22 protein-coding genes are annotated in these 26,016 nt (G+C 70.6%); 17 read left to right on the forward strand and 5 right to left on the reverse strand.

Translation table 11 applies throughout. From position 1 onward, the window contains the following. Nucleotides 1–103: 103 nt before the first annotated feature. The 8 genes from ACZ7GZ_RS29280 to mutM all read left to right on the forward strand — a co-directional run bounded on the left by ACZ7GZ_RS29280 (nt 104) and on the right by mutM (nt 8,408). Nucleotides 104–3,343, forward strand: a complete 3,240-nt coding sequence (locus tag ACZ7GZ_RS29280) for a helicase-related protein (RefSeq protein WP_471028738.1) — start codon at nt 104–106, stop codon at nt 3,341–3,343. Between the two features lie 83 nt (nt 3,344–3,426). Then, nucleotides 3,427–4,014 carry a 16S rRNA (guanine(966)-N(2))-methyltransferase RsmD gene (gene rsmD, locus ACZ7GZ_RS29285; protein WP_471028739.1) on the forward strand — a complete coding sequence of 196 codons (588 nt, stop codon included), beginning with the start codon at nt 3,427–3,429 and terminating at the stop codon, nt 4,012–4,014. Nucleotides 4,015–4,040: 26 nt separating this feature from the next. After that, the gene (gene coaD, locus ACZ7GZ_RS29290; RefSeq protein WP_471028833.1) at nt 4,041–4,520 is read left to right on the forward strand and encodes a pantetheine-phosphate adenylyltransferase; all 480 of its coding nucleotides are present in this window, start codon (nt 4,041–4,043) and stop codon (nt 4,518–4,520) included. Between the two features lie 57 nt (nt 4,521–4,577). After that, nucleotides 4,578–5,651 carry a cell division initiation protein gene (locus ACZ7GZ_RS29295; protein WP_471028741.1) on the forward strand — a complete coding sequence of 358 codons (1,074 nt, stop codon included), beginning with the start codon at nt 4,578–4,580 and terminating at the stop codon, nt 5,649–5,651. Nucleotides 5,652–5,779: 128 nt separating this feature from the next. Then, entirely contained in the window at nt 5,780–6,430 is a 651-nt protein-coding gene (locus ACZ7GZ_RS29300; RefSeq protein WP_471028742.1) for a YceD family protein, read from the forward strand. Nucleotides 6,431–6,432: 2 nt separating this feature from the next. Then, entirely contained in the window at nt 6,433–6,606 is a 174-nt protein-coding gene (rpmF, locus tag ACZ7GZ_RS29305) for a 50S ribosomal protein L32 (RefSeq protein ID WP_003951102.1), read from the forward strand. Nucleotides 6,607–6,614: 8 nt separating this feature from the next. Next, nucleotides 6,615–7,463: a ribonuclease III gene (gene rnc, locus ACZ7GZ_RS29310; RefSeq protein WP_471028745.1), complete on the forward strand. Its 849-nt coding sequence runs from the start codon at nt 6,615–6,617 to the stop codon at nt 7,461–7,463. A gap of 84 nt (nt 7,464–7,547) precedes the next feature. Further along, nucleotides 7,548–8,408, forward strand: coding sequence for a bifunctional DNA-formamidopyrimidine glycosylase/DNA-(apurinic or apyrimidinic site) lyase (mutM, locus tag ACZ7GZ_RS29315; RefSeq protein WP_471028747.1), 861 nt, complete (start codon nt 7,548–7,550; stop codon nt 8,406–8,408). On the opposite strand, the gene ACZ7GZ_RS29320 is transcribed toward mutM, so the two are convergent. Then, the gene (locus ACZ7GZ_RS29320) at nt 8,381–8,791 is read right to left on the reverse strand and encodes a winged helix-turn-helix transcriptional regulator (RefSeq protein ID WP_471028750.1); all 411 of its coding nucleotides are present in this window, start codon (nt 8,789–8,791) and stop codon (nt 8,381–8,383) included. The two genes, mutM and ACZ7GZ_RS29320, sit on opposite strands and share 28 nt — an antisense overlap. A 120-nt stretch (nt 8,792–8,911) precedes the next feature. Between ACZ7GZ_RS29320 and ACZ7GZ_RS29325 the strand changes: the two genes are divergently transcribed. Next, entirely contained in the window at nt 8,912–9,493 is a 582-nt protein-coding gene (locus ACZ7GZ_RS29325; RefSeq protein WP_471028751.1) for a flavodoxin family protein, read from the forward strand. A 45-nt stretch (nt 9,494–9,538) separates the two neighbouring features. Here ACZ7GZ_RS29325 and ACZ7GZ_RS29330 read toward each other — a convergent pair whose 3' ends face one another. Further along, nucleotides 9,539–10,681, reverse strand: coding sequence for a CAP domain-containing protein (locus ACZ7GZ_RS29330; RefSeq protein WP_471028835.1), 1,143 nt, complete (start codon nt 10,679–10,681; stop codon nt 9,539–9,541). Between the two features lie 181 nt (nt 10,682–10,862). Here ACZ7GZ_RS29330 and ACZ7GZ_RS29335 point away from each other — a divergent pair, with 181 nt between their 5' ends. The 4 genes from ACZ7GZ_RS29335 (at nt 10,863) to ACZ7GZ_RS29350 (ending at nt 17,188) form a co-directional block, all read left to right on the forward strand. After that, nucleotides 10,863–11,144 (forward strand): acylphosphatase, encoded by a 282-nt coding sequence (locus tag ACZ7GZ_RS29335; RefSeq protein WP_471028753.1) that lies wholly within the window; start codon nt 10,863–10,865, stop codon nt 11,142–11,144. Between the two features lie 382 nt (nt 11,145–11,526). Continuing rightward, nucleotides 11,527–11,730: a hypothetical protein gene (locus ACZ7GZ_RS29340; protein WP_014675251.1), complete on the forward strand. Its 204-nt coding sequence runs from the start codon at nt 11,527–11,529 to the stop codon at nt 11,728–11,730. Between the two features lie 246 nt (nt 11,731–11,976). Further along, complete coding sequence (smc, locus tag ACZ7GZ_RS29345; protein ID WP_471028755.1) at nt 11,977–15,567, forward strand: chromosome segregation protein SMC; 3,591 nt, start codon at nt 11,977–11,979, stop codon at nt 15,565–15,567. A 202-nt stretch (nt 15,568–15,769) separates the two neighbouring features. Further along, nucleotides 15,770–17,188, forward strand: a complete 1,419-nt coding sequence (locus ACZ7GZ_RS29350) for a sugar porter family MFS transporter (protein ID WP_471028757.1) — start codon at nt 15,770–15,772, stop codon at nt 17,186–17,188. A gap of 198 nt (nt 17,189–17,386) precedes the next feature. Here the strand turns inward: ACZ7GZ_RS29350 and ACZ7GZ_RS29355 are convergent, their stop codons facing one another. Beyond that, nucleotides 17,387–18,358 (reverse strand): LLM class flavin-dependent oxidoreductase, encoded by a 972-nt coding sequence (locus ACZ7GZ_RS29355; RefSeq protein WP_471028759.1) that lies wholly within the window; start codon nt 18,356–18,358, stop codon nt 17,387–17,389. A gap of 89 nt (nt 18,359–18,447) precedes the next feature. Continuing rightward, nucleotides 18,448–19,899 carry a cytosine permease gene (locus ACZ7GZ_RS29360; protein ID WP_471028760.1) on the reverse strand — a complete coding sequence of 484 codons (1,452 nt, stop codon included), beginning with the start codon at nt 19,897–19,899 and terminating at the stop codon, nt 18,448–18,450. A gap of 170 nt (nt 19,900–20,069) precedes the next feature. On the opposite strand from ACZ7GZ_RS29360, the gene ftsY reads away from it, so the two are divergent. After that, nucleotides 20,070–21,269, forward strand: coding sequence for a signal recognition particle-docking protein FtsY (ftsY, locus tag ACZ7GZ_RS29365; protein ID WP_471028762.1), 1,200 nt, complete (start codon nt 20,070–20,072; stop codon nt 21,267–21,269). Between the two features lie 80 nt (nt 21,270–21,349). On the opposite strand, the gene ACZ7GZ_RS29370 is transcribed toward ftsY, so the two are convergent. Continuing rightward, nucleotides 21,350–22,009 carry a bifunctional DNA primase/polymerase gene (locus tag ACZ7GZ_RS29370; RefSeq protein WP_471028763.1) on the reverse strand — a complete coding sequence of 220 codons (660 nt, stop codon included), beginning with the start codon at nt 22,007–22,009 and terminating at the stop codon, nt 21,350–21,352. A 491-nt stretch (nt 22,010–22,500) separates the two neighbouring features. Between ACZ7GZ_RS29370 and nsdA the strand changes: the two genes are divergently transcribed. The 3 genes from nsdA to ACZ7GZ_RS29385 all read left to right on the forward strand — a co-directional run bounded on the left by nsdA (nt 22,501) and on the right by ACZ7GZ_RS29385 (nt 25,999). Continuing rightward, nucleotides 22,501–23,979: a transcriptional repressor NsdA gene (gene nsdA / locus ACZ7GZ_RS29375; RefSeq protein WP_471028765.1), complete on the forward strand. Its 1,479-nt coding sequence runs from the start codon at nt 22,501–22,503 to the stop codon at nt 23,977–23,979. A 341-nt stretch (nt 23,980–24,320) separates the two neighbouring features. Then, nucleotides 24,321–25,664: an ammonium transporter gene (locus ACZ7GZ_RS29380; protein ID WP_471028766.1), complete on the forward strand. Its 1,344-nt coding sequence runs from the start codon at nt 24,321–24,323 to the stop codon at nt 25,662–25,664. Next, nucleotides 25,661–25,999: a P-II family nitrogen regulator gene (locus tag ACZ7GZ_RS29385; RefSeq protein ID WP_471028768.1), complete on the forward strand. Its 339-nt coding sequence runs from the start codon at nt 25,661–25,663 to the stop codon at nt 25,997–25,999. Before ACZ7GZ_RS29380 ends, ACZ7GZ_RS29385 begins: the two co-directional genes overlap by 4 nt. Nucleotides 26,000–26,016 lie beyond the last annotated feature (17 nt).

Genomic DNA, 26,016 nt, shown 5'->3' on the forward strand with positions numbered 1-26,016 from the left:
CCGCGGAGGGGATGGCCGGAGCGCGCCATCCTAGAGCCCGAACGAACCGTGTGACCAGGACTTTCCCGAAGCGTATACGGCATTGTCAGTGCCGTGGTGTGCAATGGATCTCGTGCCCGCACTGGAAGAACCACTGAACCAGCCACTGAAGTCAGTGCTCGGCCCCGCCACCGCGAAGGTGATGGCCGAGCACCTCGGCCTGCACACCGTCGGCGACCTCCTCCACCACTACCCGCGCAGATACGAGGAGCGCGGCCAGCTCACCCACCTCGCCGACCTCCCCATGGACGAGCACGTCACGGTGGTCGCCCAGGTCGCCGACGCCCGGCTGCACAGCTTCGCCTCCGCCAAGGCCCCCCGCGGCAAGGGCCAGCGCCTGGAGGTCACGATCACCGACGGCAGCGGCCGACTCCAGCTGGTCTTCTTCGGCAACGGCGTCCACAAGCCCCACAAGGAGTTGCTGCCGGGCACCCGCGCGATGTTCGCCGGCAAGGTCTCGGTGTTCAACCGCCGCCTCCAACTCGCCCACCCCGCCTACGAGTTGCTGCGTGGCGACGGCGAGGAGGCGGTCGAGACCTGGGCCGGCGCCCTGATCCCCATCTACCCGGCCACGGCCAAACTGGAGTCCTGGAAGATCGGCAAGGCGGTCCAGACGGTGCTGCCCGCCGCCCAGGACGCCCTCGACCCGCTCCCGCCCGCCCTGCGCGAGGGCCGCGGCCTGCTCCCGCTCCCCGAGGCCCTCCTCAAGATCCACCGCCCGCACACCAAGGCCGACATCGCCGATGCCCGCGCCCGCCTGAAGTGGGACGAGGCCTTCGTCCTGCAGGTCGCCCTGGCCCGCCGCCGCCAGGCGGACGCCCAACTCCCCGCCGTCCCCCGCACCCCCAGGCCGGACGGCCTCCTCACGGCCTTCGACGGCCGCCTCCCCTTCACCCTCACCGAGGGCCAGCAGAAGGTCTCCAAGGAGATCTTCGACGACCTGGCCACCGAGCACCCGATGCACCGCCTGCTGCAAGGCGAGGTCGGCAGCGGCAAGGCCCAGCCGCTGGACTCGCTCGTGCTCACGCCCTGCGGTTTCCGGCGGATGGGCGACCTGGAAGTGGGCGACGAGGTCGTCGTGCCGGCCGGCGAGACCGCTCTGATCGACGGGGTCTTTCCACAAGGCGACCGGGATGTCTGGCGTGTTGTGCTTTCCGACGGAAGTTCGGTCGAGTGCGATGACGAACACCTGTGGATCGTCGGCACAGACCGCGGCGGGGACCGTCGCCGGCCCCCCGAAGTGCTGACCACCCGGGAAATCCGGCAGGACCTGTTCAAGGCCGACGGGTCGTCGAAGTGGTACATCCCGGCGGCGACCCCGGTGGACCTCGGCGACGACTGCGTGCTGCCTCTGGACCCCTATCTGCTCGGGCTGCTGCTGGGCGACGGCTCGTTCCGGCACCCTCTGCGGTTCTCCACTGCCGACGCGGAGATCCGCGATGCGCTGGCGGCCCTGGTGGCTCCGGACTGCCGTCTCGTCCCCGTGGCCGGTTCGCTCTGCGACCACACGATTGAGCCGGCCCACCGCTCGGGGGGCGTTCCCAACCCCGTCGTTCAGACTCTGCGTGACCTGGGCCTCTGGGGGGTGGCGTCACACGACGAGTTCATCCCCGTCCAGTTCAAGAACACGTCGATCAAGAATCGCCTCGCCCTCCTGCAAGGGCTCATGGACACCGGCGGCACCGTTGATCAAGATGGCATGAGCATTTCCGTGTGCCCGGCATCGAAGACGTTGGCGGACGACGTGGCCTGGCTCGTCCGTTCCCTGGGCGGCCGGGCGCGTGTCCTGCCCGAGAGGGCCGCTTTCCACGTCTCCGTGGCGTTGCCCGAGGGCTTCGCCCCCTTCCGGCTCACCCGCAAAGCCGAGCGCGTACGCCCACGACCGCAGGACGACACGTTCCGGCGCGGGATCCGCTCCGTGGAGCCCGTAGGCCGCAAGCCGGTGCAGTGCATCAGCGTCGCCCACCCCGGCCGCGCCTACGTCACCGATCACTTCACGGTGACGCACAACACCATGGTGGCCCTGCGCGCCATGCTCACCGTGGTCGACGCGGGCGGTCAGGCCGCCATGCTCGCGCCCACCGAGGTCCTCGCCCAGCAGCACCACCGCTCGATCACCGAGATGATGGGCGAGCTGGCCGAGGCCGGCATGCTGGGCGGCGCCGAGCACGCCACCAAGGTCGTCCTGCTCACCGGCTCGATGGGCGCGCCCGCCCGCCGCCAGGCCCTGCTCGACCTGGTCACCGGCGAGGCCGGCATCGTCATCGGCACGCACGCCCTGATCGAGGACAAGGTCCAGTTCCACGACCTCGGCCTGGTCGTGGTCGACGAACAGCACCGCTTCGGCGTCGAGCAGCGCGACGCCCTGCGCGGCAAGGGCAAGCAGCCCCCGCACCTGCTGGTGATGACGGCCACCCCGATCCCGCGCACGGTCGCCATGACGGTCTTCGGCGACCTGGAGACCTCCGTCCTCGACCAGCTCCCCGCCGGCCGCTCCCCGATCGCCAGCCATGTGGTCCCGGCCGCCGACAAGCCCCACTTCCTCACCCGTGCCTGGGACCGGGTCCGCGAGGAGGTCGAGAACGGTCACCAGGCGTACGTCGTCTGCCCCCGCATCGGCGACGACATCGATGAGGCACCCGCTCCCGGGAAGGCCGGGCAGAAGCCGCCCGAGGACGAGGCGGAGAAGCGCCCGCCGCTCGCGGTCGTGGAGGTGGCGGACCAGCTGAGCCGCGGACCCCTCCGGGGCCTGAGCGTGGAGGTGCTGCACGGCCGTATGAACCCGGACGACAAGGACGCGGTGATGCGCCGCTTCGCGGCCGGCGAGACCGACGTCCTGGTCGCCACGACGGTCATCGAGGTCGGCGTGAACGTCCCCAACGCCACGGTGATGGTCATCATGGACGCCGACCGCTTCGGTGTCTCCCAGCTCCACCAGCTGCGCGGTCGCGTGGGCCGGGGCTCGGCCCCCGGCCTGTGCCTCCTGGTCACCGAGATGCCCGAGGCCAGCGCCGCCCGCCAGCGCCTGAACGCCGTCGCCTCCACCCTCGACGGCTTCGAACTCTCCCGGATCGACCTCGAACAACGCCGGGAGGGCGACGTCCTGGGCCAGGCCCAGTCCGGCGCCCGCACCAGCCTGCGCGTCCTGGCGGTCATCGAGGACGAGGAGGTCATCGCGGAGGCGAGGGAGGAGGCGACGGCGGTCGTGGCTGCGGATCCGGAGCTGCGGCGGCTCCCGGGCCTGCGCACGGCTCTGGACGCCCTGCTGGACGACGAGAGGGAGCAGTACCTGGAGAAGGGGTGAGGCCGAAGCGCCCCCGAAGGGGCGCGGGGGACTGGCGACCGGCCACAATGAACCGTAAAGCCGCCCACTAAGAAGGACCCCACATGACCCGCGTGATCGCCGGCCGGGCCGGCGGACGGCGCCTCGCAGTACCCCCTGGCACCGGAACCCGGCCGACATCGGACCGTGCCCGCGAAGGTCTCTTCTCCACCTGGCAGTCCCTCCTCGGCGGCCCCCTGGACGGCGAACGGGTCCTCGACCTCTACGCCGGCTCAGGCGCCGTAGGCCTGGAGGCCCTCTCCCGCGGCGCGGGCCACACGCTCCTCGTCGAGGCGGACCCCCGCGCCGCGAAGACCGTCCGTGAGAACGTGAGAAACCTGGGCCTCCCAGGCGCCGAGGTCAGAGCAGGCAAAGCGGAACAGATCATCAAGCAGCCGGCACCGGAAGAGCCGTACGACCTCGTCTTCCTCGACCCCCCGTACGCCGTCACAGACGACGATCTTCGCGAGATTCTGCTCACACTCCACTCGGAACGCTGGCTCGCTGAGCAAGCGCTCGTCACCGTGGAGCGCAGCACCAGAGGCGGCGAATTCCACTGGCCGGACGGCTTCGAGGCGATCCGGTCCCGTCGCTACGGCGAGGGAACGTTTTGGTACGGTCGCGCCGCCTCTACGTGCGAAGACGCACGATGACCGGACCGGAGAGCGAGGGATCACAAGTGCGCCGCGCCGTCTGTCCCGGGTCGTTCGACCCGATCACCAACGGACATCTCGACATCATTGCCCGCGCCTCCCGTCTGTACGACGAGGTCTACGTCGCGGTGATGATCAACAAGTCCAAGAAGGGCCTGTTCGAGATCGAGGAGCGGATCGAGCTGATCCGCGAGGTCACCGCCGAGTACGCGAACGTCCGGGTCGAGGCCTTCCACGGCCTCCTCGTCGACTTCTGCAAGCACCGCGACATCCCCGCCATCGTCAAGGGACTGCGCGCCGTCAGCGACTTCGACTACGAACTGCAGATGGCCCAGATGAACATCGGCCTCACCGGGGTCGAAACGCTGTTCGTGCCCACCAACCCCACGTACAGCTTCCTGTCCTCCTCCCTGGTCAAGGAGGTCGCCGCCTGGGGCGGCGACGTCTCCCACCTGGTTCCCGCCCCCGTCCTCGGGGCCCTGAACAAGCGCCTGCGCAAGGACTGATGGGGCTACAGTCGTCCCGTCCGTCTCCAACCCGGCTGTAGAGAGTGGCGAGCACAGGTGGACGTGCAGAAGAAGCTCGACGAGATCGTCTCCACGGTCTCCGGCGCCCGGTCCATGCCGATGTCGGCGTCGTGCGTGGTCAACCGCGCCGAGCTGCTCGCGATGCTCGAAGAGGTGCGCCAGGCGCTGCCCGGCTCCCTCGCGCAGGCGCAGGAGCTGATCGGCGACCGCGAGCAGATGGTCGAGCAGGCCCGCATGGAGGCCGGGCGGATCATCGAGAACGCGCACGCCGAGCGCGGCTCGCTGATCTCCGACACCGAGATCGCCCGCCGCTCCCAGGCCGAGGCCGACCGGATCCTCGCCGAGGCCCGCCAGGAGGCCGAGGAGATCCGCGCCGAGGCCGACGACTACGTCGACTCCAAGCTCGCCAACTTCGAGGTCGTCCTCACCAAGACCCTCGGCTCGGTCGGCCGTGGCCGCGAGAAGCTGCTCGGCACCGGCCCCGGCCTGGACGAGAACGGCTACGAGGACGAGGACGCCCCCGAGCGCAGCCACGACCCGGAGACCCTGCGCCACAACGCCGACCAGTACGTCGACGCCAAGCTGGGCGCCTTCGAGGCGGTCCTCGCCAAGACCCTGGAGGCCGTCGGCCGCGGCCGGCAGAAGCTGCACGGCCGGATCGCCACGGACGACCTCGGTGCCCTCGCCGACGACACCTCGACCTTCCAGCACTCCAGCGACGCCGACTACCTCGCCGACCTCGCCGCCCTCGCGGACCAGGACAGCCCGGCCGAGCGCCCGGAGCGGCCGGCCCAGCCGGCGCAGCAGCCGTCGTACGAGCCGCAGCCGGCGTATGCGTACGACCAGCAGCAGCCGGACCCCTACGGCGGCTTCCCGCAGCAGCCCGCCTACGGTCAGCAGGACCCCTACGGCTACCAGCAGGCCGACCCCTACGCCTACCAGGGCTCCTACGACCCCCAGCAGGCCGCCTACGACCCGCAGCAGCCGCAGCAGCCCCACCAGCACCAACAGCAGCCCGGTTACGCTCTGGACGAGACCAGCCTCTTCGATACCAGCATGATCAGCGCCGAGCAGCTGCGGGCGTACGAGCAGGGGCGCGGTCTGCAGTGACGTACCGGATTGGGCCCTGAGCTAAAGCTCCAGTATCCTGGCTCTTCGGTCGCGTGTACGTCCGCGATCTCCGCTGTCCTCGGTACCGACGGGCGGCGGCCCTCCGAGCTCGAAGATCGAAAGCAGGAATGGCTTCCAACGCCCGCCTCGACCACCGCAACCCCCTCGTGTTCGACACACACGAGCTGGGTCGGCGTCCTGGCGCGCTGCAGCGCCTGACCCGCACGATCGACGCTCCCGCCGATCTCGGCATCCAGGGGGTCATCGGAGTGCCGGAAGGCGCCCCGGTGGAGCTCGAACTCCGGCTCGAGTCGGTCATGGAAGGGGTGCTCGTCACAGGCACCGCCCGTGCACAGGCCGAGGGGGAGTGCGTAAGGTGTCTGGAGCCGGTCGGGCTGGAGCTCGAAGCGGACTTCCAGGAACTGTTCTCGTACCCTGACGCCGACGACCGGGGCCGCGTGATCGCGGAACCGGGCGACGACGCCGAGGGCGACGAGGACAGGTTCTTCCTCGAGGACGGACTCTTCGACCTCGAACCTCTGCTGCGCGATGCGGTGGTGCTCGCACTGCCGATGCAGCCGGTGTGCCAGGAAGACTGCCCGGGCCTGTGCTCCGAGTGTGGAGCGCGGCTCGCGGACGACCCGGACCACCACCACGACGCCGTCGACATCCGTTGGGCGGCTTTGCAGGGACTCGCCGGTTCACTCGAAGACGGCGAGAAGGACGAGATGAGCGGCGCTGACGCGGAAGCGGGCGTCGACGAGAAGCAGGAGAAGTAGCCGTGGCTGTTCCGAAGCGGAAGATGTCGCGCAGCAACACGCGCCACCGCCGGTCGCAGTGGAAGGCTGCGGTCCCCACCCTGGTTGCGTGCGAGCGCTGCCACGAGCCCAAGCAGCAGCACATCGCGTGCCCGTCTTGCGGCACCTACAACAAGCGCCAGGTCCTCGAAGTCTGAGCGGGCTGGTGAGAGGCACTGTGTCCAGTCCCAAGAAGGCGGAAGACGCCAAGGCGGACGCACCCGCCAAGAAGAAGGCGGACAACACGGCCTCGTCCCACACGCTTCTGGAAGGGCGGCTCGGCTACCAGGTCGAGTCCGCCCTTCTGGTGCGCGCGCTGACCCACCGTTCCTACGCGTACGAGAACGGCGGTCTGCCGACGAACGAGCGGCTGGAGTTCCTTGGTGACTCCGTCCTCGGTCTCGTCGTCACGGACACGCTGTACCGCACCCACCCCGACCTGCCCGAGGGCCAGCTGGCCAAGTTGCGGGCCGCGGTGGTCAACTCGCGTGCGCTGGCGGAAGTGGGCCGCGGCCTCGACCTGGGTTCCTTCATCCGGCTCGGCCGCGGTGAAGAGGGCACGGGCGGGCGGGACAAGGCGTCCATCCTTGCCGACACCCTGGAAGCGGTGATCGGCGCGGTCTATCTCGATCAGGGCCTCGACGCGGCGTCCGAGCTGGTGCACCGGCTCTTCGACCCGCTGATCGAGAAGTCCTCGAACCTCGGTGCCGGCCTGGACTGGAAGACCTCCCTCCAGGAGCTGACCGCGATCGAGGGGCTCGGCGTGCCCGAGTACCTGGTCACGGAGACCGGCCCCGACCACGAGAAGACCTTCACTGCTGCCGCCCGCGTCGGAGGCGTCTCGTACGGCACCGGCACCGGCCGCAGCAAGAAGGAGGCGGAGCAGCAGGCTGCCGAGTCCGCCTGGCGGGCCATCAAGGCCGCCGCGGACGAGCGCGCCAAGGAGGCCCAGCGGGCCGACGAGGCGGCCAAGGAAGCCGTCAAGGACGACGAGTCGTCGTCCGCTCCCGCCTGACCCACAGCAGTACCGAGCGCCCGCCCCGCCCTTCACGGTGGGGCGGGCGCTCGGCTCATCCACCGCTTCGTAACGGGGGTCCCGATGCCCGAGCTGCCCGAGGTGGAGGTCGTCCGGCGCGGCCTCGCGCGCTGGGTCGCCCACCGCACCGTCGCGGAGGTCGAGGTGCTGCACCCGCGCGCCGTGCGCCGGCACATCGCGGGCGCCGAGGACTTCGCACACCGCCTCAAGGGCCACCACATCGGTCCACCCAGCCGCCGCGGCAAGTACCTGTGGCTGCCGCTGGAGGAGACCAACCAGTCCGTCCTCGCCCACCTCGGCATGAGCGGCCAGCTGCTGGTGCAGCCGCAGGAGACGCCGGACGAGAAGCACCTGCGTATCCGCATCCGGTTCGCCGACTCCCTCGGCACGGAACTCCGCTTCGTCGACCAGCGCACCTTCGGCGGTCTGTCGCTGCACGACAACACCGCGGACGGCCTGCCCGACGTCATCGCGCACATCGCCCGCGACCCCCTCGACGAGCTGTTCGACGCCGAGGCGTTCCACCTGGCACTGCGCCGCAAGCGGACCACCATCAAACGCGCTCTGCTGGACCAGTCGCTGATCAGCGGGGTCGGCAACATCTACGCGGACGAGGCGCTGTGGCGCGCCCGCATCCACTACGAGCGCCCGACCGCGAACTTCACCCGCCCGGTCACGACGGCACTGCTCGGCCACGTCCGGGACGTGATGAACGCGGCCCTCGCCGTCGGCGGCACCAGCTTCGACAGCCTGTACGTCAACGTCAACGGCGAGTCGGGCTACTTCGACCGGTCCCTGGACGCGTACGGCCGCGAGGGCGAGCCGTGCAAGCGGTGCGGTACGCCGATCCGCCGCCGCCCCTGGATGAACCGGTCGAGCTACTTCTGCCCGAAGTGTCAGAGGGCGCCGCGCGTCCCGTCGTAACGCGCACGCGCCGCCAGTACGTCGTCCATGGCGCCTTCGACGCAGTGGATGAGCGCCAGCAGGCGCTCGGCGACCTGGCGGCCCAGAGGGGTCAGTTCGTAGTCCACGCGCGGCGGGTTCGTCGGCTGTGCCTCGCGGTGCACCAGGCCGTCGCGTTCCAGCGCGTGCAGGGTCTGGGACAGCATCTTCTCGCTCACCCCGTCCACACGGCGGCGCAGCTCGTTGAAGCGCAGCGAGCCCTCGTACAGCGCGCCGAGCGTCAGCCCGCCCCAGCGGCCCGTGACGTGCTCCAGCGTGCCGCGGGACGGACAGGCCTTGGCGAAGACGTTGTAGGCCAGGTCGTCGTACGCCTGGTCGTCGTGGTCCTGGGTGGTGGCGGTCATGCCGCCAAGAGTACGCGGGTGCAGCGCTAACCGGCAGGTTGCACTAACTACTGGTTAGTGCTTTCCTGGGGTCACTGTTTCTTGCGCTGCCCCTTGCGAGCCACCGTTCGAGGAGTCTCTGTGACCACCCCTGTCGTTTCCATCGCCTACCACTCCGGCTACGGCCACACCGCCGTCCTCGCCGAGGCCGTCCGCGCCGGCGCCGCCGACGCGGGTGCCGAGGTGCACCTGATCAAGGTCGACGAGATCACCGACGAGCAGTGGGAGGCGCTGGACCGCTCCGACGCGATCGTCTTCGGCTCGCCCACCTACATGGGCACCGCCTCCGGTGCCTTCCACGTCTTCGCCGAGGCGACCTCCAAGCGCTGGTTCGGCCAGGACTGGCGGGACAAGCTGGCCGCCGGCTTCACCAACTCGGCCTCCAAGAGCGGCGACAAGCTGCACACCCTGCAGTTCTTCCAGACGCTCGCCGCCCAGCACGGCATGACCTGGGTCAACCTCGGCCTGCTGCCCGGCTGGAACGCCAGCACCGCGTCCGAGAACGACCTCAACCGCCTCGGCTTCTTCGCCGGCGCCGCCGCCCAGACCAACAGCGACGAGGGCCCCGAGGGCGTCCACAAGGCCGACATAGCGACGGCCGAGCACCTGGGCCGCCGGGTCACCGAGACGGCACAGCGCTTCACGCGCGGTCGCGCCGCCTGAGACCCGTCGGCCCGAGACCGCTCGGACCGCGGAGGCGCGACGGTGTCAGTAACCGAAGTCCTGGGTCCACCAAGGGCCGCCGGGGCCGAAGTGGACGCCGACTCCGAGGGTCTTGAAGTCGCAGTTCAGGATGTTGGCGCGGTGGCCGGGGCTGTTCATCCAGGCCTTCATCACGGCCGCCGCGTCGGCCTGGCCGCGGGCGATGTTCTCGCCGCCGAGGTCGGTGACACCGGCCGCCGCGGCCCGGTCCCACGGGGTCTTGCCGTTCGGGTCGGTGTGGTCGAAGAAGTCCCGCGCCGCCATGTCGTCGCTGAACGTCTCGGCCAGCCTGGTCAGCGAGGAGTTCGCGGCCAGCGGGCTGCACCCGACCTTCGCCCGTTCCTGGTTGACCAGGGTGAGCACCTCCGCCTCGGCGGCGGCCCGCGCCGACACCGTCACCGGTGCGGGACTCGCCGCGGGCGACTTGGGTGCCTTGGGCGTACCGGGTGTCCGGGACGCCGCACCCGACGGGGTGCTCGTGCCCTTCGGCTTCGACGGCGTGGTCGCCGGCGCCGGCCTCTCGGACGCCGTCTTCGACGGGCTGGGCGTGGGGGAGACCGGCTTCGACGCCGACGCCGACGCCGACGTGGAGACGGACGGGCTCGGGGACTTCGGGCGTGCCGTGTTCCGGCCGGTGCCGGCGCCACCCCCGTGGCTGTCCGCGCTGCCCGAGGTGCCGCCCTGCTCGGCGGCCGTGTTGCTCGGCGTGTCCACCGCCTGCACCCGCTCACCACCGGTGGTGCTCGTGGCGCCGCCGAGCTTGTAGTTCTGCAGACCCGGCACCACGCCCGTGGCCACCGCGGCCGTACCGAGGGCGACGGCCGCGGACACCCCGAGCAGGCCCGCGCGCACCGGCTTCCCGGCCTTCTTCCGGCGCCGGTGGTCGTGAGAGGGGTCGCCGCCCGGTGTGAAGCCGGCGCCGGCCGGCGCCGGGCCCGCGTCGTCCGCCGCGTACAGATAGGCGTGGGCCCGGGCGGTCGCCTCGGCGTAGGCCTCCGGGTTCAGATACGGCGCGATGCCCCTGGGCGCCTCGCCCGCGTACGGGTTACGCGGGTCGCCGCTCCCGGTGCCGGAGCGCTCCGTACGTATGGCCCCCGTGGCGCGGCCCGTGGCGGCGCGGCCGGCGGCGATGCGTCGGTGGCGTCCCATGTCCTTGCCCTCTTCCTCGTCCTCGCGGTCGACCGGCGCCTGCGCGGCGAGTGACTCCTTCTGGCCAACCCGACTCACTCGATCGAGTGAGTTTCATATGAGATGCATTGGGTCGGGACGGTACCCCATGCCGCCGGGGCGCGACGTGTCCCGACCGACATCGGCCGGTTAGGTTGCACCCATGAGCGAGGACGTACGACTGGTCGCCTGGGTGCGCGGACAGGTGCAAGGTGTGGGTTTCCGCTGGTTCACGCGTGCCAAGGCGCTGGAGATCGGCGGCCTGAGTGGTTTTGCTCTCAATTTGGCCGACGGTCGCGTCCAGGTGGTCGCGGAGGGGGCCCGCGAGGGCTGCGAGGGGCTGCTGGACTGGCTTCAGGGGAACGACACGCCCGGGCGGGTGGACGGAGTCACCGAGATCTGGGACACACCCCGCGGCGGCTACGACGGTTTCGCCATCCGCTGAGCGGGTGCCCCGGAGGCGCGTGGGCCGGCGCGCGGCGAGCCGCCAAGAGCACCCGCACGGAGCGGAAACGACCTGGTGGTTGCCAAGAACGGCCCGACATGGCAGGCTCCGGCTGGTACTTCTGATCGTCACGCCCTGAGGGCCCCGGATGAGTCGCAGCGCCGCCGCTTTCCCGGCCGCGCGCCCGGTTTGCCCACCAATACAGGGCGTGATCGTGTTGACCGTCAAACTTTTTGGTGAGACGCTGAAAGCCCCGCGCACCTTAGCTGTTTGGCATGGAGCAACAGCAGAGCAACACCCGGATGTGCCAAGCACCGCGGGTGCGAATCCCTCACGACCCACACCGCATCGGTCGGTCACTCAGTGTGGAGGACCATCCATCATGGCAAAGGCGCTTCTCGGTTACGTCGGCGGCTCCGACCCTCGACTCCTCGCCGAGATGCGACGGCTGCAGCAGCGCGTCCAGGACCTGGAGTCCGAGCTGGTAAGGATCCAGGCGGAGAACGAAGCGCTGACGGCTGCCGCCTCTCAGGACAGGATCATGGAGAGCATCGACGCACACCAGGCGGAGCCTGCGCTCACCTGATCACTGCATCAGCTCCACAACAGCAGTCGCAGCGATCGGGCTGCCGTATCAACCGCTCAGTTGATCGGGCGACCGAAACCCGGTTGCCAGAGTTTGCAAGGGACGCTTCGGCGTCCCTTCTTTCTGTGCCCCGCGCATCCTTTCACTGTCTTTAACGTACGGTGTGCCCTGCATGTTCAATGGCGAAACCGCGGGGTTGCGAAGGTTCATGGAGTGAGATAGCGGCGCCCGGTAGAGTCCAGCGGCGTGCACCTCAAGGCCCTGACCCTCCGCGGGTTCAAGTCGTTCGCCTCGGCGACCACGCTCCGGTTCGAACCGGGCATCACGTGCGTCGTCGGACCGAACGGCTCGGGCAAGTCCAACGTCGTGGACGCGCTCAGCTGGGTCATGGGCGAGCAGGGCGCCAAGTCGTTGCGCGGCGGCAAGATGGAGGACGTCATCTTCGCCGGCACCACCGGCCGCCCGCCGCTGGGCCGCGCCGAGGTGTCCCTGACCATCGACAACTCCGACGGCGCGCTGCCCATCGAGTACGCCGAGGTCACCATCACGCGGATCATGTTCCGCAACGGCGGCAGCGAGTACCAGATCAACGGCGACACCTGCCGCCTCCTCGACATCCAGGAACTCCTCTCCGACTCCGGCATCGGCCGCGAGATGCACGTCATCGTCGGCCAGGGCCAGCTGGACTCCGTCCTGCACGCGGACCCGATGGGCCGCCGCGCCTTCATCGAAGAAGCCGCGGGCGTCCTGAAGCACCGCAAGCGCAAGGAGAAGGCGCTGCGCAAGCTGGACGCGATGCAGGCCAACCTCGCGCGCGTGCAGGACCTGACGGACGAGCTGCGCCGCCAGCTGAAGCCGCTGGGCCGGCAGGCGGCGGTGGCGCGCAGGGCCGCGGTCATCCAGGCGGACCTGCGGGATGCCCGGCTGCGCCTGCTCGCCGACGACCTGGTGCGCCTGCGCGAAGCCCTCAGGGCCGAGATCGCCGACGAGGCGGCCCTGAAGGAGCGCAAGGAGACGGCCGAGCAGGAGCTGAAGAAGGCCCTGCACCGCGAGGCCCTGCTGGAGGACGAGGTACGGCAGCTCACGCCGCGCCTGCAGCGCGCCCAGCAGACCTGGTACGAGCTCTCCCAGCTGGCCGAACGCGTCCGCGGCACCGTCTCGCTGGCCGACGCCCGGGTGAAGAGCGCCACCTCCGCGCCCCCCGAGGAGCGGCGCGGCCGCGACCCCGAGGACCTGGAGCGCGAGGCCGCCCGCATCCGTGAGCAGGAGGCCGAGCTGGAGGCGGCCCTGGAGGCGGCCCAGCGCGCCCTCGACGACACCGTCGCCCACCGCGCCGAACTGGAGCGGGAGCTGGCCGTCGAGGAACGCCGCCTGAAGGACGTCGCCCGCGCCCTCGCCGACCGCCGCGAGGGCCTGGCCCGCCTCTCCGGCCAGGTCAACGCGGCCCGCTCGCGCGCGGCCTCGGCCCAGGCTGAGATCGACCGCCTGGCCACGGCCCGCGACGAGGCGCAGGAACGTGCCGTCCGGGCCCAGGAGGAGTACGAGGCGCTCAAGGCGGAGGTCGACGGCCTGGACGCGGACGACGCGGACCTGGCCGAGCAGCACGCCGCGGCCAAGCGGCAGCTGACGCAGGCCGAGTCCGCCCTGAGCGCGGCCCGGGAGGCGTCCGCCGGGGCGGAACGCGCCCGCGCCGCGACCCAGGCCCGGCACGAGGCCCTGGCCCTGGGCCTGCGCCGCAAGGACGGCACCGGAATACTGCTCGGCGCCCGCGACCGCCTCACCGGGGTCCTCGGCCCGGCAGCGGAACTGCTGACGGTCACCCCGGGATACGAAGTGCCGCTCGCGGCGGCCTTCGGCGCGGCGGCGGACGCGATCGCCGTGTCGACCCCGGCAGCGGCGGCCGAGGCGATCCGGCTGCTGCGCAAACAGGACGGGGGCAGGGCGGCACTGCTGCTGGCAGGGGACGCGCCCCAAGGGGGCGCGGGGAACTGCGCGCCCAGCAGCAGCGAACCCGCAGACGAACGACTGCCCAGCACGGCCGGACCCGCGGAGCGTTTCGTCCGCGGCCCCGCCGAACTGCTCCCCGCTGTCCGCAGGCTACTGGCCGGCATCATCGTCGTCGGCACCCTCGAGGACGCCGAGGACCTCGTCTACGCGCACCCGGAGCTCACCGCCGTGACCGCGGAGGGCGACCTCCTGGGCGCCCACTTCGCACACGGCGGCTCGGCCGGAGCCCCCAGCCTGCTGGAGGTTCAGGCCTCCGTCGACGAGGCCGCAGCCGAGCTGGCCGAGCTGGCGGTGCGGTGTGAGGAGCTGGCCCGGGAGCAGCGGGCGGCAGCCGAACGGCGGACCGAGGCTGCCGCCCTCGTGGAAGAACTCGGAGAGCGGCGCCGGGCCGCCGACCGGGAGAAGTCAGGCGTGGCCCAGCAACTGGGCCGGCTCGCCGGACAGGCGCGCGGCGCCGCCGGGGAGGCCGAGCGGTCGGCCGCGGCGGCGGCACGCGCACAGGAGGCGCTGGAGAAGGCCGTACAGGAGGCCGAGGAACTGGCCGAGCGGCTGGCCGTCGCCGAGGAGATGCCGGTCGAGGAGGAGCCGGACACCTCCGTCCGGGACCGGCTCGCCGCCGACGGCGCCAACGCCCGCCAGACCGAGATGGAGGCCCGCCTCCAGGCCCGTACCCACGAGGAACGGGTCAAGGGGCTCGCCGGACGGGCGGACTCCCTCGACCGCGCGGCCCGCGCGGAACGCGAGGCACGCGCGCGTGCCGAGCAGCGCCGCGCCCGCCTGCGGCACGAGGCCGCGGTCGCCGAGGCCGTCGCCTGTGGCGCCCGGCAGCTGCTCGCGCACATCGAGGTGTCCCTCGCCCGCGCCGACCGGGAACGCACCGCCGCCGAGGCGGCCAAGGCCCAGCGCGAGCAGGAGCTGACCGCCGCGCGCACCGCCGGACGCGAACTCAAGTCCGAACTCGACAAGTTGACCGATTCAGTGCACCGGGGCGAGGTACTCGGTGCGGAGAAGCGGCTGCGGATCGAGCAGCTGGAGACCAAGGCGCTGGAGGAGCTGGGTGTCGAGCCGGCGGGACTGGTGGCGGAGTACGGTCCGCACCAGCCCGTGCCGCCCTCGCCCGCCGCCGACGGCGAGCAACTCCCGGACGACCCGGACCACCCCCGTAACCAGCCGCGCCCCTTCGTGCGGGCCGAGCAGGAGAAGCGGCTCAAGGCGGCCGAGCGGGCGTACCAGCAGCTGGGCAAGGTCAACCCGCTGGCGCTGGAGGAGTTCGCGGCGCTGGAGGAGCGGCACAAGTTCCTCAGCGAGCAGCTGGAGGACCTGAAGAAGACCCGCGCCGATCTGCTGCAGGTGGTGAAGGAGGTCGACGAGCGCGTCGAGCAGGTCTTCACCGAGGCCTACCGGGACACCGCCCGCGAGTTCGAGGGCGTCTTCAGCCGGCTCTTCCCGGGCGGCGAGGGACGGCTCGTGCTCACCGACCCCGACAACATGCTCACCACGGGCGTGGACGTCGAGGCGCGACCGCCGGGCAAGAAGGTCAAGCGGCTCTCCCTGCTGTCGGGTGGCGAGCGCTCGCTGACGGCCGTGGCCCTGCTGGTGTCGATCTTCAAGGCACGCCCCAGCCCCTTCTACGTCATGGACGAGGTCGAGGCGGCGCTGGACGACACCAACCTCCAGCGGCTGATCCGGATCATGCAGGAGCTGCAGGAGGCCTCGCAGCTGATCGTGATCACGCACCAGAAGCGCACGATGGAGGTCGCCGACGCGCTCTACGGCGTCTCCATGCAGGGCGACGGCGTCTCGAAGGTCATCTCCCAGCGCCTCCGTTAGCGCGGACTTCCAAGATCACCTCACCCTGTGTTCAAGAACTGAACACAGGGTGATCGGCTATATCGAAAAACTCACAGCCGTTGAAGTATTGACTTCGAAACTTGAAGGCATAGTCTCTGCAACGTTGCTTTTACCTTCAGGTCTCACCTGTAAGGGCTCGTCCCCCACCCCGGCAGCGTTGCCGTGGCCCGAGGAGATCCACGTGACCAGCACAGCGCAGGCACCTCAGTCAGGAGCCAGGACGGCTCACCCCGAACATCTCGGGCACGTCATCTTCATCGCGGCGGCCGCCGCCATGGGCGGTTTCCTCTTCGGCTACGACAGCTCCGTGATCAACGGCGCGGTCGAGGCCATCCGTACCAAGTACGACATCGGCTCCGCGGCCCTCGCCCAGGTCATCGCGATCGCCCTGATCGGCTGTGCCGTCGGCGCCGCCACGGCGGGCCGCATAGCCGACCGCATCGGCCGTATCCGCTGTATGCAGATCGCCGCGGTCCTCTTCACGATCAGCGCCGTCGGCTCCGCGCTGCCCTTCGCGCTGTGGGACCTCGCCCTCTGGCGCATCGTCGGCGGCTTCGCCATCGGCATGGCCTCCGTCATCGGCCCGGCCTACATCGCCGAGGTCGCCCCGCCCGCCTACCGCGGCCGGCTCGGTTCCTTCCAGCAGGCCGCGATCGTCGTCGGCATCGCCGTCTCGCAGCTGGTCAACTGGGGCCTGCTGAACGCCGCCGGCGGCGACCAGCGCGGCCACCTGATGGGCCTGGAGGCCTGGCAGGTCATGCTCGGTGTGATGGTCGTCCCGGCCGTCCTGTACGGCATGCTCTCCTTCGCGATCCCCGAGTCCCCGCGCTTCCTGCTCTCCGTCGGCAAGCGTGAGCGCGCCAAGGAGATCCTCGCCGAGGTCGAGGGCAAGAGCGCCGACCTGGACGCCCGTGTCGCCGAGATCGAGCACGCGATGAAGAGCGAGCACAAGTCCACCTTCAAGGACCTGCTCGGCGGCGGCTTCTTCTTCAAGCCGATCGTCTGGATCGGTATCGGCCTGTCGGTCTTCCAGCAGTTCGTCGGCATCAACGTCGCGTTCTACTACTCCTCGACGCTGTGGCAGTCGGTCGGTGTCGACCCGACGGACTCGTTCTTCTACTCCTTCACGACGTCGATCATCAACATCATCGGCACCGTGATCGCGATGATCTTCGTGGACCGCGTCGGCCGCAAGCCGCTGGCCCTCATCGGCTCGGTCGGCATGGTCGTCGGTCTCGCGCTGGAGGTGTGGGCGTTCAGCTACCACCTGGTCGACGGCAAGCTCCCGAGCACCCAGGGCTGGACGGCCCTGATCGCCGCGCACATCTTCGTCCTCTTCTTCGCCCTGTCCTGGGGCGTGGTGGTCTGGGTCTTCCTCGGCGAGATGTTCCCGAACAAGATCCGCGCCGCCGCCCTGGGCGTGGCCGCCTCCGCGCAGTGGATCGCCAACTGGGCCATCACCGCGAGCTTCCCGTCGCTGGCCGACTGGAACCTCTCCGGCACCTACGTGATCTACACCGTCTGCGCCGCGCTCTCCATCCCGTTCGTCCTGAAGTTCGTCAAGGAGACGAAGGGCAAGTCGCTGGAGGAGATGGGCTGACCCGTACGGACAGCCCCCGAGACCGAGGAGTAGGGGCCCAAGACCCCGCTGCCCCTCTCCTCGTACCACCCGCCGCCCCCGCACCGGCCACTGCCCGGTCCGGGGGCGGCGGTTTGCGCCGGCAGGGGCGTAGCAGGAGCGATGGGCGGATCCGTTGCGCGCACACCGGAGCGGATCTGCCAGAAGCCGCCTCGCGCCTCAGCCGCCCACCTCCGGCAGCACCCGCTCCGCGAACAACCGCAGGCTGCGCCAGCCCTCCTCCACCGGCATCCCGCCCACCAGCGGATGCAGTACGAGACTGTCGGCGCCCAGGGCCACGCACTGCTCCGGTGTGAGGATGCGGTACACGCCCTCCGCCCGCAGCTCCTCCACCGTCGTGGCCGCCGACCTCACCGCCGAGCGCATCCGGCCCGACTGCCAGGAGGCGTACGTCCGGGCCTCGTGCAGGAAGTGCTCTCCGTAGTGCGCCCACGCCCGGTCCGGGTCCTCGGCGACGTGCAGCAGAGGGGTCTCGGCGGCCGGCATCATGACCCAGCCCCCGGTGCCGTACTCGGTGAGCCTCTCCTTGTAGTACGCCTCCAGCTCCGGCAGATACGCGCTGGGGAAGAACGGCAGGCCGAGCCGGGCGGCCCGGCGGGCGGCGGCCTTCGAGGAGCCGCCGACCAGGAGCAGGGGGTGCGGTTCGGTCAACGGGCGCGGGGTGAGCCGTACCGTACGGCCCCGGTGTTCGAACTCCTCGCCGGTCCACGCCTTCAGCAGGGTCTCCAGCAGTTCGTCCTGGAGCCGGCCCCGGCGCCCGAAGTCGACGTCGAACAGGGCGTACTCCTCGGGCCGGTAGCCGATCCCGGCCACCGTCACCAGCCGCCCGCCGCTCAGCAGGTCCAGTACGGCGATCTCCTCGGCCAGGCGCAGGGGCTCGTGCAGCGGGCCGATCATCGCCGACACCGTCACCGCGATGCTCCGGGTCGCCCCGAACACCGCGCCCGCGAAGGCGAACGGCGACGGCAGCCAGTTGTCGGCGGCGCCGTGGTGCTCCTCGGTCTGCACGGTGCCGATCCCGTGCCGGTCCGCGTACGCGGCCATCTCCAGGGCGGCCCGGTAGCGGGCGGAGAGGGCGGCGGGGGCGGCGCCGGGAGCGACGAGGTTGAAACGGACGACCGTGACGGGCATGGGAAGTCCCCCTCCGGGGCGGGCGGTGGAGGGGGACGGTAGCTGACGTCGCGTCAGATGGCCATGGTGTCCGGCCGGTCCGAGAGCCGTCAGACGGTGACGGCCGCCGGCTCGTCCGCCGGCTCGGCGACCTCCACCGGCCGGGTCACCGCCGGCTTCGGCAGCGCCAGGTACAGCACGCCCGAGATCACGATCGTGGCGACCCAGCCGAGGCCGTACTCGCCGATGACGTTGTTCTTCGCGAGCGGGCCGGTGAACCAGTCCGAGGTCGTGAACATCAGACCCGACACCAGACCGACGGCCCAGGCGGCCACGGCCGCGGGGGAGAAGCCGCCCCGGTACCAGTAGGCGCTGGCGCGGGTCGTGTCGGCCATGGCCGCGCCGTCGTACTCGGTGCGGCGCAGCATGTCCGCGCCGAACACGCCGACCCAGGCGGAGAAGGCGACGGCCAGCAGCGACAGGAAGGCGATGAACGAGCCCATGAAGCTCGTCGCCACCAGCATCAGCACCCCGCCGAAGATCAGCGAGATCACCGCGTTCACCGAGACCGCCCAGTGCCGCGGCACCTTGAAGCCGAGGGTCTGCGCGGTGAAACCCGCCGAGTACATCGACATCGAGTTGATCAGCAGCATGCCGATCAGCGCGATGAACAGGTACGGCACCGCGATCCACGTCGGCAGGATCTCGCCGAGGAAGGACACCGGGTCGGTGGCCGAGGCCAGGTCCGGCGTGGAGACCGCCATCACCGCGCCCATGAGGACCATGGGCAGGACGACGATGCCGGCGCCGCCCACCGCCGTACCGACGATCGCCTTCGAGGACGCCGTGCGGGGGAGGTAGCGGGTGAAGTCCGGCGCGGTCGGGATCCAGCTGACGCCACCGGCCGCGATCATGCCGACACCGGTGATCACCGCGGCCGTGGAGCCGCCGCCGTGGTGCAGCACCTTCGACCAGTCCGTGTTCGCCACCAGGTAGACCAGGACGAGCACCGAGAAGACACCGAAGAGGTACGTGGCGTACTTGTTGCACTTCTGCACCGCGTTGATGCCGAGCCCGGAGATCGCGAAGGTCGCGACCACGAACACCAGCAGCATCACCATGTCCAGCACGCTGTTCGCCTTCAGGCCGAACAGGATGTCCAGGATGGTGAGCATCGCGTAGGCGCCGGTGACCGCGTTGATCGTCTCCCAGCCCCAGCGGGCGACCCAGATCAGGGAGCCGGGCAGCAGATTGCCGCGCTGCCCGAAGACCGCGCGCGACAGTGCCATGCCGGGCGCGCCGCCCCGCTTGCCGGCGATGCCGATCAGCCCGACCAGGCCGTACGACACGACCGGCGCGGCCACCGCGACGACGAGCGCCTGCCAGATGTTCAGGTGGTACGCCACGACGAGGCTCGCGCCCATGGTCAGCAGCAGCACGCTGATGTTGGCGCCGACCCAGGTGGGGAACAGCTCACGGGTCTTCGCGGTGCGCTCGTGATCCGGGACCTGCTCGATGCCACGGGTCTCGAGAGCGCCTTCGGTCTCGACGGTTTTGCTCATGAAAAAGGGGCCAGACGTGGGGGGACAGGGGACGTTCGGGACTCTACGCGCGTCAACAGAGCCGCCACCATCGTACTTTGCTCCGACTCCTCGCTTTAAGTGGCGTTTGTCTCTCAGAGGAAGCCACAAACAGGCTCTCGTCGAAGCCCATGGCCGATACTGGACGAGTTATGGAAACCGTCATCCTTGCTGTAGTCATCGCCGTGGTCGTGCTCGTCGCGCTCGGCGGGCTGGTCGTGGGCAGCCGGCGCCGGAAGCCGCTGCCCCCGCCGCCCCCGAAGACGCCCGACATCACCGCGCCCCCGGCCGAGCCGCACGTCGGCGACGAGGCCGAGACGCCGCGCGACGAACCGCGCCGGACGATCGAAGAGGTGGATCTTCCCGGCCCGGCACCGGTCGTCGTAGAGGAGCCTCCTGTCGTCGAGGCTCCCGAGATCGAGATCCCGGAGCCCACCGCGGGCCGGCTGGTCCGGCTGCGCGCCCGCCTGTCCCGCTCCCAGAACGCCCTCGGCAAGGGCCTGCTCACGCTGCTCTCGCGCGAGCACCTGGACGACGAGACCTGGGAGGAGATCGAGGACACCCTGCTCACCGCCGACGTCGGCGTGCAGCCCACACAGGAGCTGGTCGAGGGGCTGCGCGAACGCGTGAAGGTACTCGGCACCCGCACCCCCCAGGAGCTGCGCGGCCTGCTGCGCGAGGAACTGCTCAAGCTGGTCGGCACCGACTTCGACCGCACGGTCAAGACCGAGCCCGAGGACCGCAAGCCCGGCATCGTGATGGTCGTCGGCGTCAACGGCACCGGCAAGACCACCACCACCGGCAAGCTGGCCCGTGTGCTCGTCGCCGACGGCCGCACCGTCGTCCTCGGCGCCGCCGACACCTTCCGCGCCGCCGCCGCCGACCAGCTGCAGACGTGGGGCGAGCGGGTCGGCGCCTACACCGTGCGCGGGCCGGAGGCCGGCGACCCCGCCTCCGTCGCCTTCGACGCGGTCAAGGAAGGCAAGGAGATGGGGGTCGACGTCGTCCTCATCGACACCGCCGGCCGACTGCACACCAAGACCGGCCTCATGGACGAGCTGGGCAAGGTCAAGCGGGTCGTGGAGAAGCACGCGCCGCTCGACGAGGTGCTGCTGGTGCTGGACGCCACCACCGGGCAGAACGGCCTGGTGCAGGCCCGCGTCTTCGCCGAGGTCGTGGACATCACCGGCATCGTGCTGACCAAGCTCGACGGTACGGCCAAGGGCGGCATCGTCGTCGCCGTCCAGCGCGAGCTGGGCGTGCCGGTGAAGCTGGTCGGGCTCGGCGAGGGCGCGGACGATCTGGCACCGTTCGAGCCGGAGGCGTTCGTGGACGCGCTGATCGGTGACTGAGCGGTTACTGCATGCGCTGGCTGACAAGAAGCGCCCGCCCCGGACAGCCGGGGGGCGGGCGCTTCGCCTTGCCGACGTGGCTACGCCCGCGTGCGCGACCGATGCGCCACATACGCCAGCGTCCCCAGCAGCAACCGCGCCGCCGGAGGCGTCGCCGAGTCCAGCGCGGGTGGGCGCAGCCAGCGCACCGGGCCCAGCCCGCCCCGGTCGGAGGGCGGCGCCGTGAGGTACGAGCCGACGCCGAGGCCGCGCAGATCCAGGGCCGAGGGGTCGTCCCAGCCCATGCGGTAGAGCAGCCGGGGAAGCTCGGCGGCGGCGCCCGGCGCGACGAAGAAGTGGGCGCGGCCGTCCGGGGTCGCGGTCACCGGACCGAGGGGCAGGCCCATGCGCTCCAGGCGGACCAGGGCGCGGCGGCCGGCGGCCTCGGAGACCTCCACGATGTCGAACGCCTGGCCCACCGGCAGCATCACCGCGGCGCCCGGGAACTCGGACCAGGCCTTGCTCACCTCGTCCAGCGTGGCCCCGGCCGGCACTCGCGGCGCGAAGTCCAGCGGATGGGCCCCCGGCGCCGGGCAGTCGGGGTGCCCGCACGAGCAGGCGCCCGCCGCGGCCCGCGCGCCCGGCACCACGTCCCAGCCCCACAGCCCGGTGAACTCGGCGACGGTGGTGCACTCCGACGAACGACCGCGCCGGCGCGTGCCGGAGCGGATCTCGCGAATGCCGCCGATCGTGAAGCCCATGCCCCCTCCAACGGGTCCTGCGCGCCGGTGGTTACGACACGGAACGAGACGGAAGCGGAACGTAACGCTACGGGTCCGCCTTCCCGCGTCGGCGCCAGGCCAAGGCGGCGCTTCGAAGCGCAACGGGGTGGCGCAAAGAGAGCTGCGCGCCCCCGCGTGCCTCACTCCGCCCACTTCCGGTGGTCCTATGTCAAGTGAATCCTGTGCGAGCGGCCGTGAGTTCATTCGAAGGGGTGGCGAATGGTGGCGTTTCTGGGATCCCCGTGGCTGAGCGGGTGATCGTAGGATTACTGTGAGTGCGCGAGTCCGGGAGGCATATGCATCCATGGGTATGCCGGAGGCGAGTCGTCAGCTCGTTCGAAGGGTGAGAACCCCCGGACGGGAAGCCGTATTTACCGGCATTCTGATAGGGCTTGGCGCGCGGCGGTCTCCCTCCGGGGTGACCGAGGGTCGCAACGACGACAAGTGGTCTCAGGGATGGGGGCGTTCCAGTGAGCGGCAACGGCGGTAGTGGGGCGAGCGCTGACAAGCGCCCCAACGAGCTGCTCGGCTCGTGGTTCGTGCGCAGCGGCTGGTCCAAGGGCGAGCTGGCCCGCCAGGTGAACCGCCGGGCCCGCCAGCTGGGCGCCAACCACATCTCCACGGACACCTCGCGCGTACGCCGCTGGCTGGACGGGGAGAATCCGCGGGAGCCGATCCCGCGCATCCTCTCGGATCTGTTCTCCGAGCGCTTCGGCTGTGTGGTCTCCATCGAGGACCTCGGCCTGCGGGCCGCCCGCCAGTCCCCCTCCGCGTCCGGAGTCGACCTGCCCTGGACCGCCCCGCAGACCGTCGCCCTGCTCAGCGAGTTCTCGCGCAGCGACCTGATGCTGGCCCGGCGCGGCTTCCTCGGCACCTCCCTGGCGCTGTCCGCCGGGCCGTCCCTCATCGAGCCCATGCAGCGCTGGCTCGTGCCCACCCCCGCCTCCCCGGTCCCGCCCGAGCCGGAGCCGGTCCTCGACTCCCGCAGGCCCGGCCGGCTCTCCAAGCCCGAGCTGGACCTGCTGGAGTCCACCACCCGCATGTTCCGGCAGTGGGACGCCCAGTGCGGCGGCGGTCTGCGCCGCAAGGCGGTCGTCGGCCAGCTGCACGAGGTCACCGACCTGCTCCAGGAACCCCAGCCGGAGGCCACCACCCGCAAGCTCTTCAAGGTCGCCGCGGAGCTGGCCGAACTGGCCGGCTGGATGTCGTACGACGTCGGGCTCCAGCCCACCGCGCAGAAGTACTTCGTCCTCGCCCTGCACGCGGCGAAGGAGGCCGGCGACAAGCCGCTCGGCTCGTACATCCTCTCCAGCATGAGCCGCCAGATGATCCATCTCGGCCGGCCCGACGACGCGCTGGAGCTGATCCACCTCGCCCAGTACGGCAGCCGTGACTGCGCGAGCCCGCGCACCCAGTCCATGCTGTATGCGATGGAGGCCCGCGCCTACGCCAACATGGGACAGCCGGGCAAGACCAAGCGCGCGGTCCGCATGGCCGAGGACACCTTCTCGGAGGCCGACGAGTGGGACGAGCCGGACCCCGACTGGATCCGCTTCTTCTCCGAGGCCGAGCTGTACGGCGAGAACTCCCACTCCTTCCGCGACCTCGCCTACGTCGCCGGGCGCAGCCCCGCCTACGCCTCCCTGGCCGAGCCGCTCATGCAGCGCGCGGTGGAGCTGTTCGCCAAGGACGGTGAGCACCAGCGGTCGTATGCGCTCAACCTGATCGGCATGGCCACCGTGCAACTGCTCCGGCGCGAGCCGGAACAGAGCACGGTCTACGCCTCCCGGGCCATGGAAACCGCCAAGAAGGTCCGCTCCGAGCGTGTGAACACTCGTATTCGAAAGACGGTCGACACGGCCGTGCGGGACCACGGCGATCTCGCCGCCGTCGTCGACCTCACCGACCAGCTCGCCGTCGACCTGCCGGAGACCGCCGAAGCGGTCTGACTCCTCCGGCACCGTGCCCCGGCCGCGGCCGGTCCTCCCGAACTGCCCGACTCGGCTCCCCCGCGCCAGGTCATCGGAGAGGCCCGCCGCGGCCGGCCTGTCTCCGCAGGAACCCTCCGCAGGAGGTTGCGCCACGATAACGATCGGCACGGCCGAGATCCGGCAGTTCATGGACGCGTAACACGCCTGGCGCCTTCGTCACCCCGGCGAAACAACGAGGGGCTTCCACCGAAACCGCGCTGCGCCAGTCTCATGGCGCATAACCGGCCCACACCCCCCGACCCGCCGGACCGCTCAGGCACCGCCCGCACGGGGCCGTACCAACCGACGAGGAGACGCCGATGGCCCCAGCCATCACGCTTGCCGCGGAGGCACCCAAGCTGTCTGCCGCGAACACAGGCTTCATGCTCATCTGTTCCGCCCTGGTATTGATCATGACCCCGGGCCTGGCCTTCTTCTACGGAGGCATGGTCCGCGTCAAGAGCACCCTCAACATGCTGATGATGAGCTTCATCAGCATGGGCATCGTCACCATCCTGTGGGTGCTCTACGGCTTCTCCCTCGCCTTCGGTGAGCACAACAGCCTCATCGGCTGGAACCCCGACTGGTTCGGCCTCAGCAAGATCGGGCTGACCGAGCTGTGGCCCGGCTACACCATCCCGGTCTTCGTCTTCATGGTCTTCCAGATGATGTTCGCCATCATCACCCCGGCCCTGATAAGCGGCGCCCTCGCGGACCGCGTGAAGTTCTCGGCCTGGTCGCTCTTCGTCGCCCTGTGGGCCACGGTCGTCTACGTCCCGGTCGCCCACTGGGTCTGGGGCGCCGACGGCTGGGCCTTCAAGCTCGGCGTGATCGACTTCGCGGGTGGTACGGCGGTCCACATCAACGCGGGCGCGGCGGCCCTCGGCGTCATCCTCGTCATCGGCAAGCGCGTCGGCTTCAAGAAGGACCCGATGCGCCCGCACAGCCTCCCGCTGGTCATGCTCGGCGCGGGCCTGCTGTGGTTCGGCTGGTTCGGCTTCAACGCGGGCTCCTGGCTCGGCAACGACGACGGCGTCGGCGCGCTGATGTTCGTCAACACGCAGGTCGCCACCGGCGCCGCCATGCTGGCCTGGCTCGCCTACGAGAAGATCCGGCACGGCGCGTTCACCACGCTGGGCGCCGCCTCCGGCGCGGTCGCCGGTCTGGTCGCCATCACCCCGTCGGGTGGCGCGGTCTCCCCGCTCGGCGCGATCGCCGTCGGTGCCATCGCCGGCGTCGCCTGCGCCGCGGCCGTGGGCCTGAAGTTCCGGTTCGGCTACGACGACTCCCTCGACGTCGTCGGCGTCCACATGGTCGGCGGCATCATCGGCTCCCTGCTCATCGGCTTCTTCGCCACCGGCAAGGGCCAGTCCACCGCCACGGGCGTCTTCTACGGCGACCACACCTGGACCCAGCTGTGGAAGCAGTGCGCCGGTGTCGGCGCGGTCCTCGCCTACTCCCTGGTCGTCTCCGCGGTCCTCGCCTTCCTGCTGGACAAGACGATCGGCATGCGGGTCACCGAGGACGAGGAGATCTCCGGCATCGACCAGGCCGAGCACGCCGAGACCGCCTACGACTTCAGCGGTGCCGGCGGCGGTGTCATCGGCTCCGCCGCCCACGCCCCGGCCCTGGCCGCCGCGCAGACCAAGAAGGTGGACGCATGAAGCTCATCACCGCCGTCGTCAAGCCCCACCGGCTCGACGAGATCAAGGAGGCGCTTCAGGCCTTCGGCGTCCACGGACTGACGGTCACCGAGGCCAGCGGTTACGGTCGGCAGCGGGGCCACACCGAGGTCTACCGCGGTGCCGAGTACACCGTCGACCTCGTCCCCAAGATCCGCATCGAGGTGCTGGCCGAGGACGACGACGCCGAGCAGCTGATCGAGGTCGTCGTCAAGGCGGCCCGCACCGGCAAGATCGGCGACGGCAAGGTCTGGTCCGTGCCGGTCGAGACGGCGGTACGGGTCCGCACCGGCGAGCGCGGTCCGGACGCGCTCTGACCACAACGGGTGAGAAC

This window comes from Streptomyces sp. NPDC037288 (genome assembly GCF_055603265.1).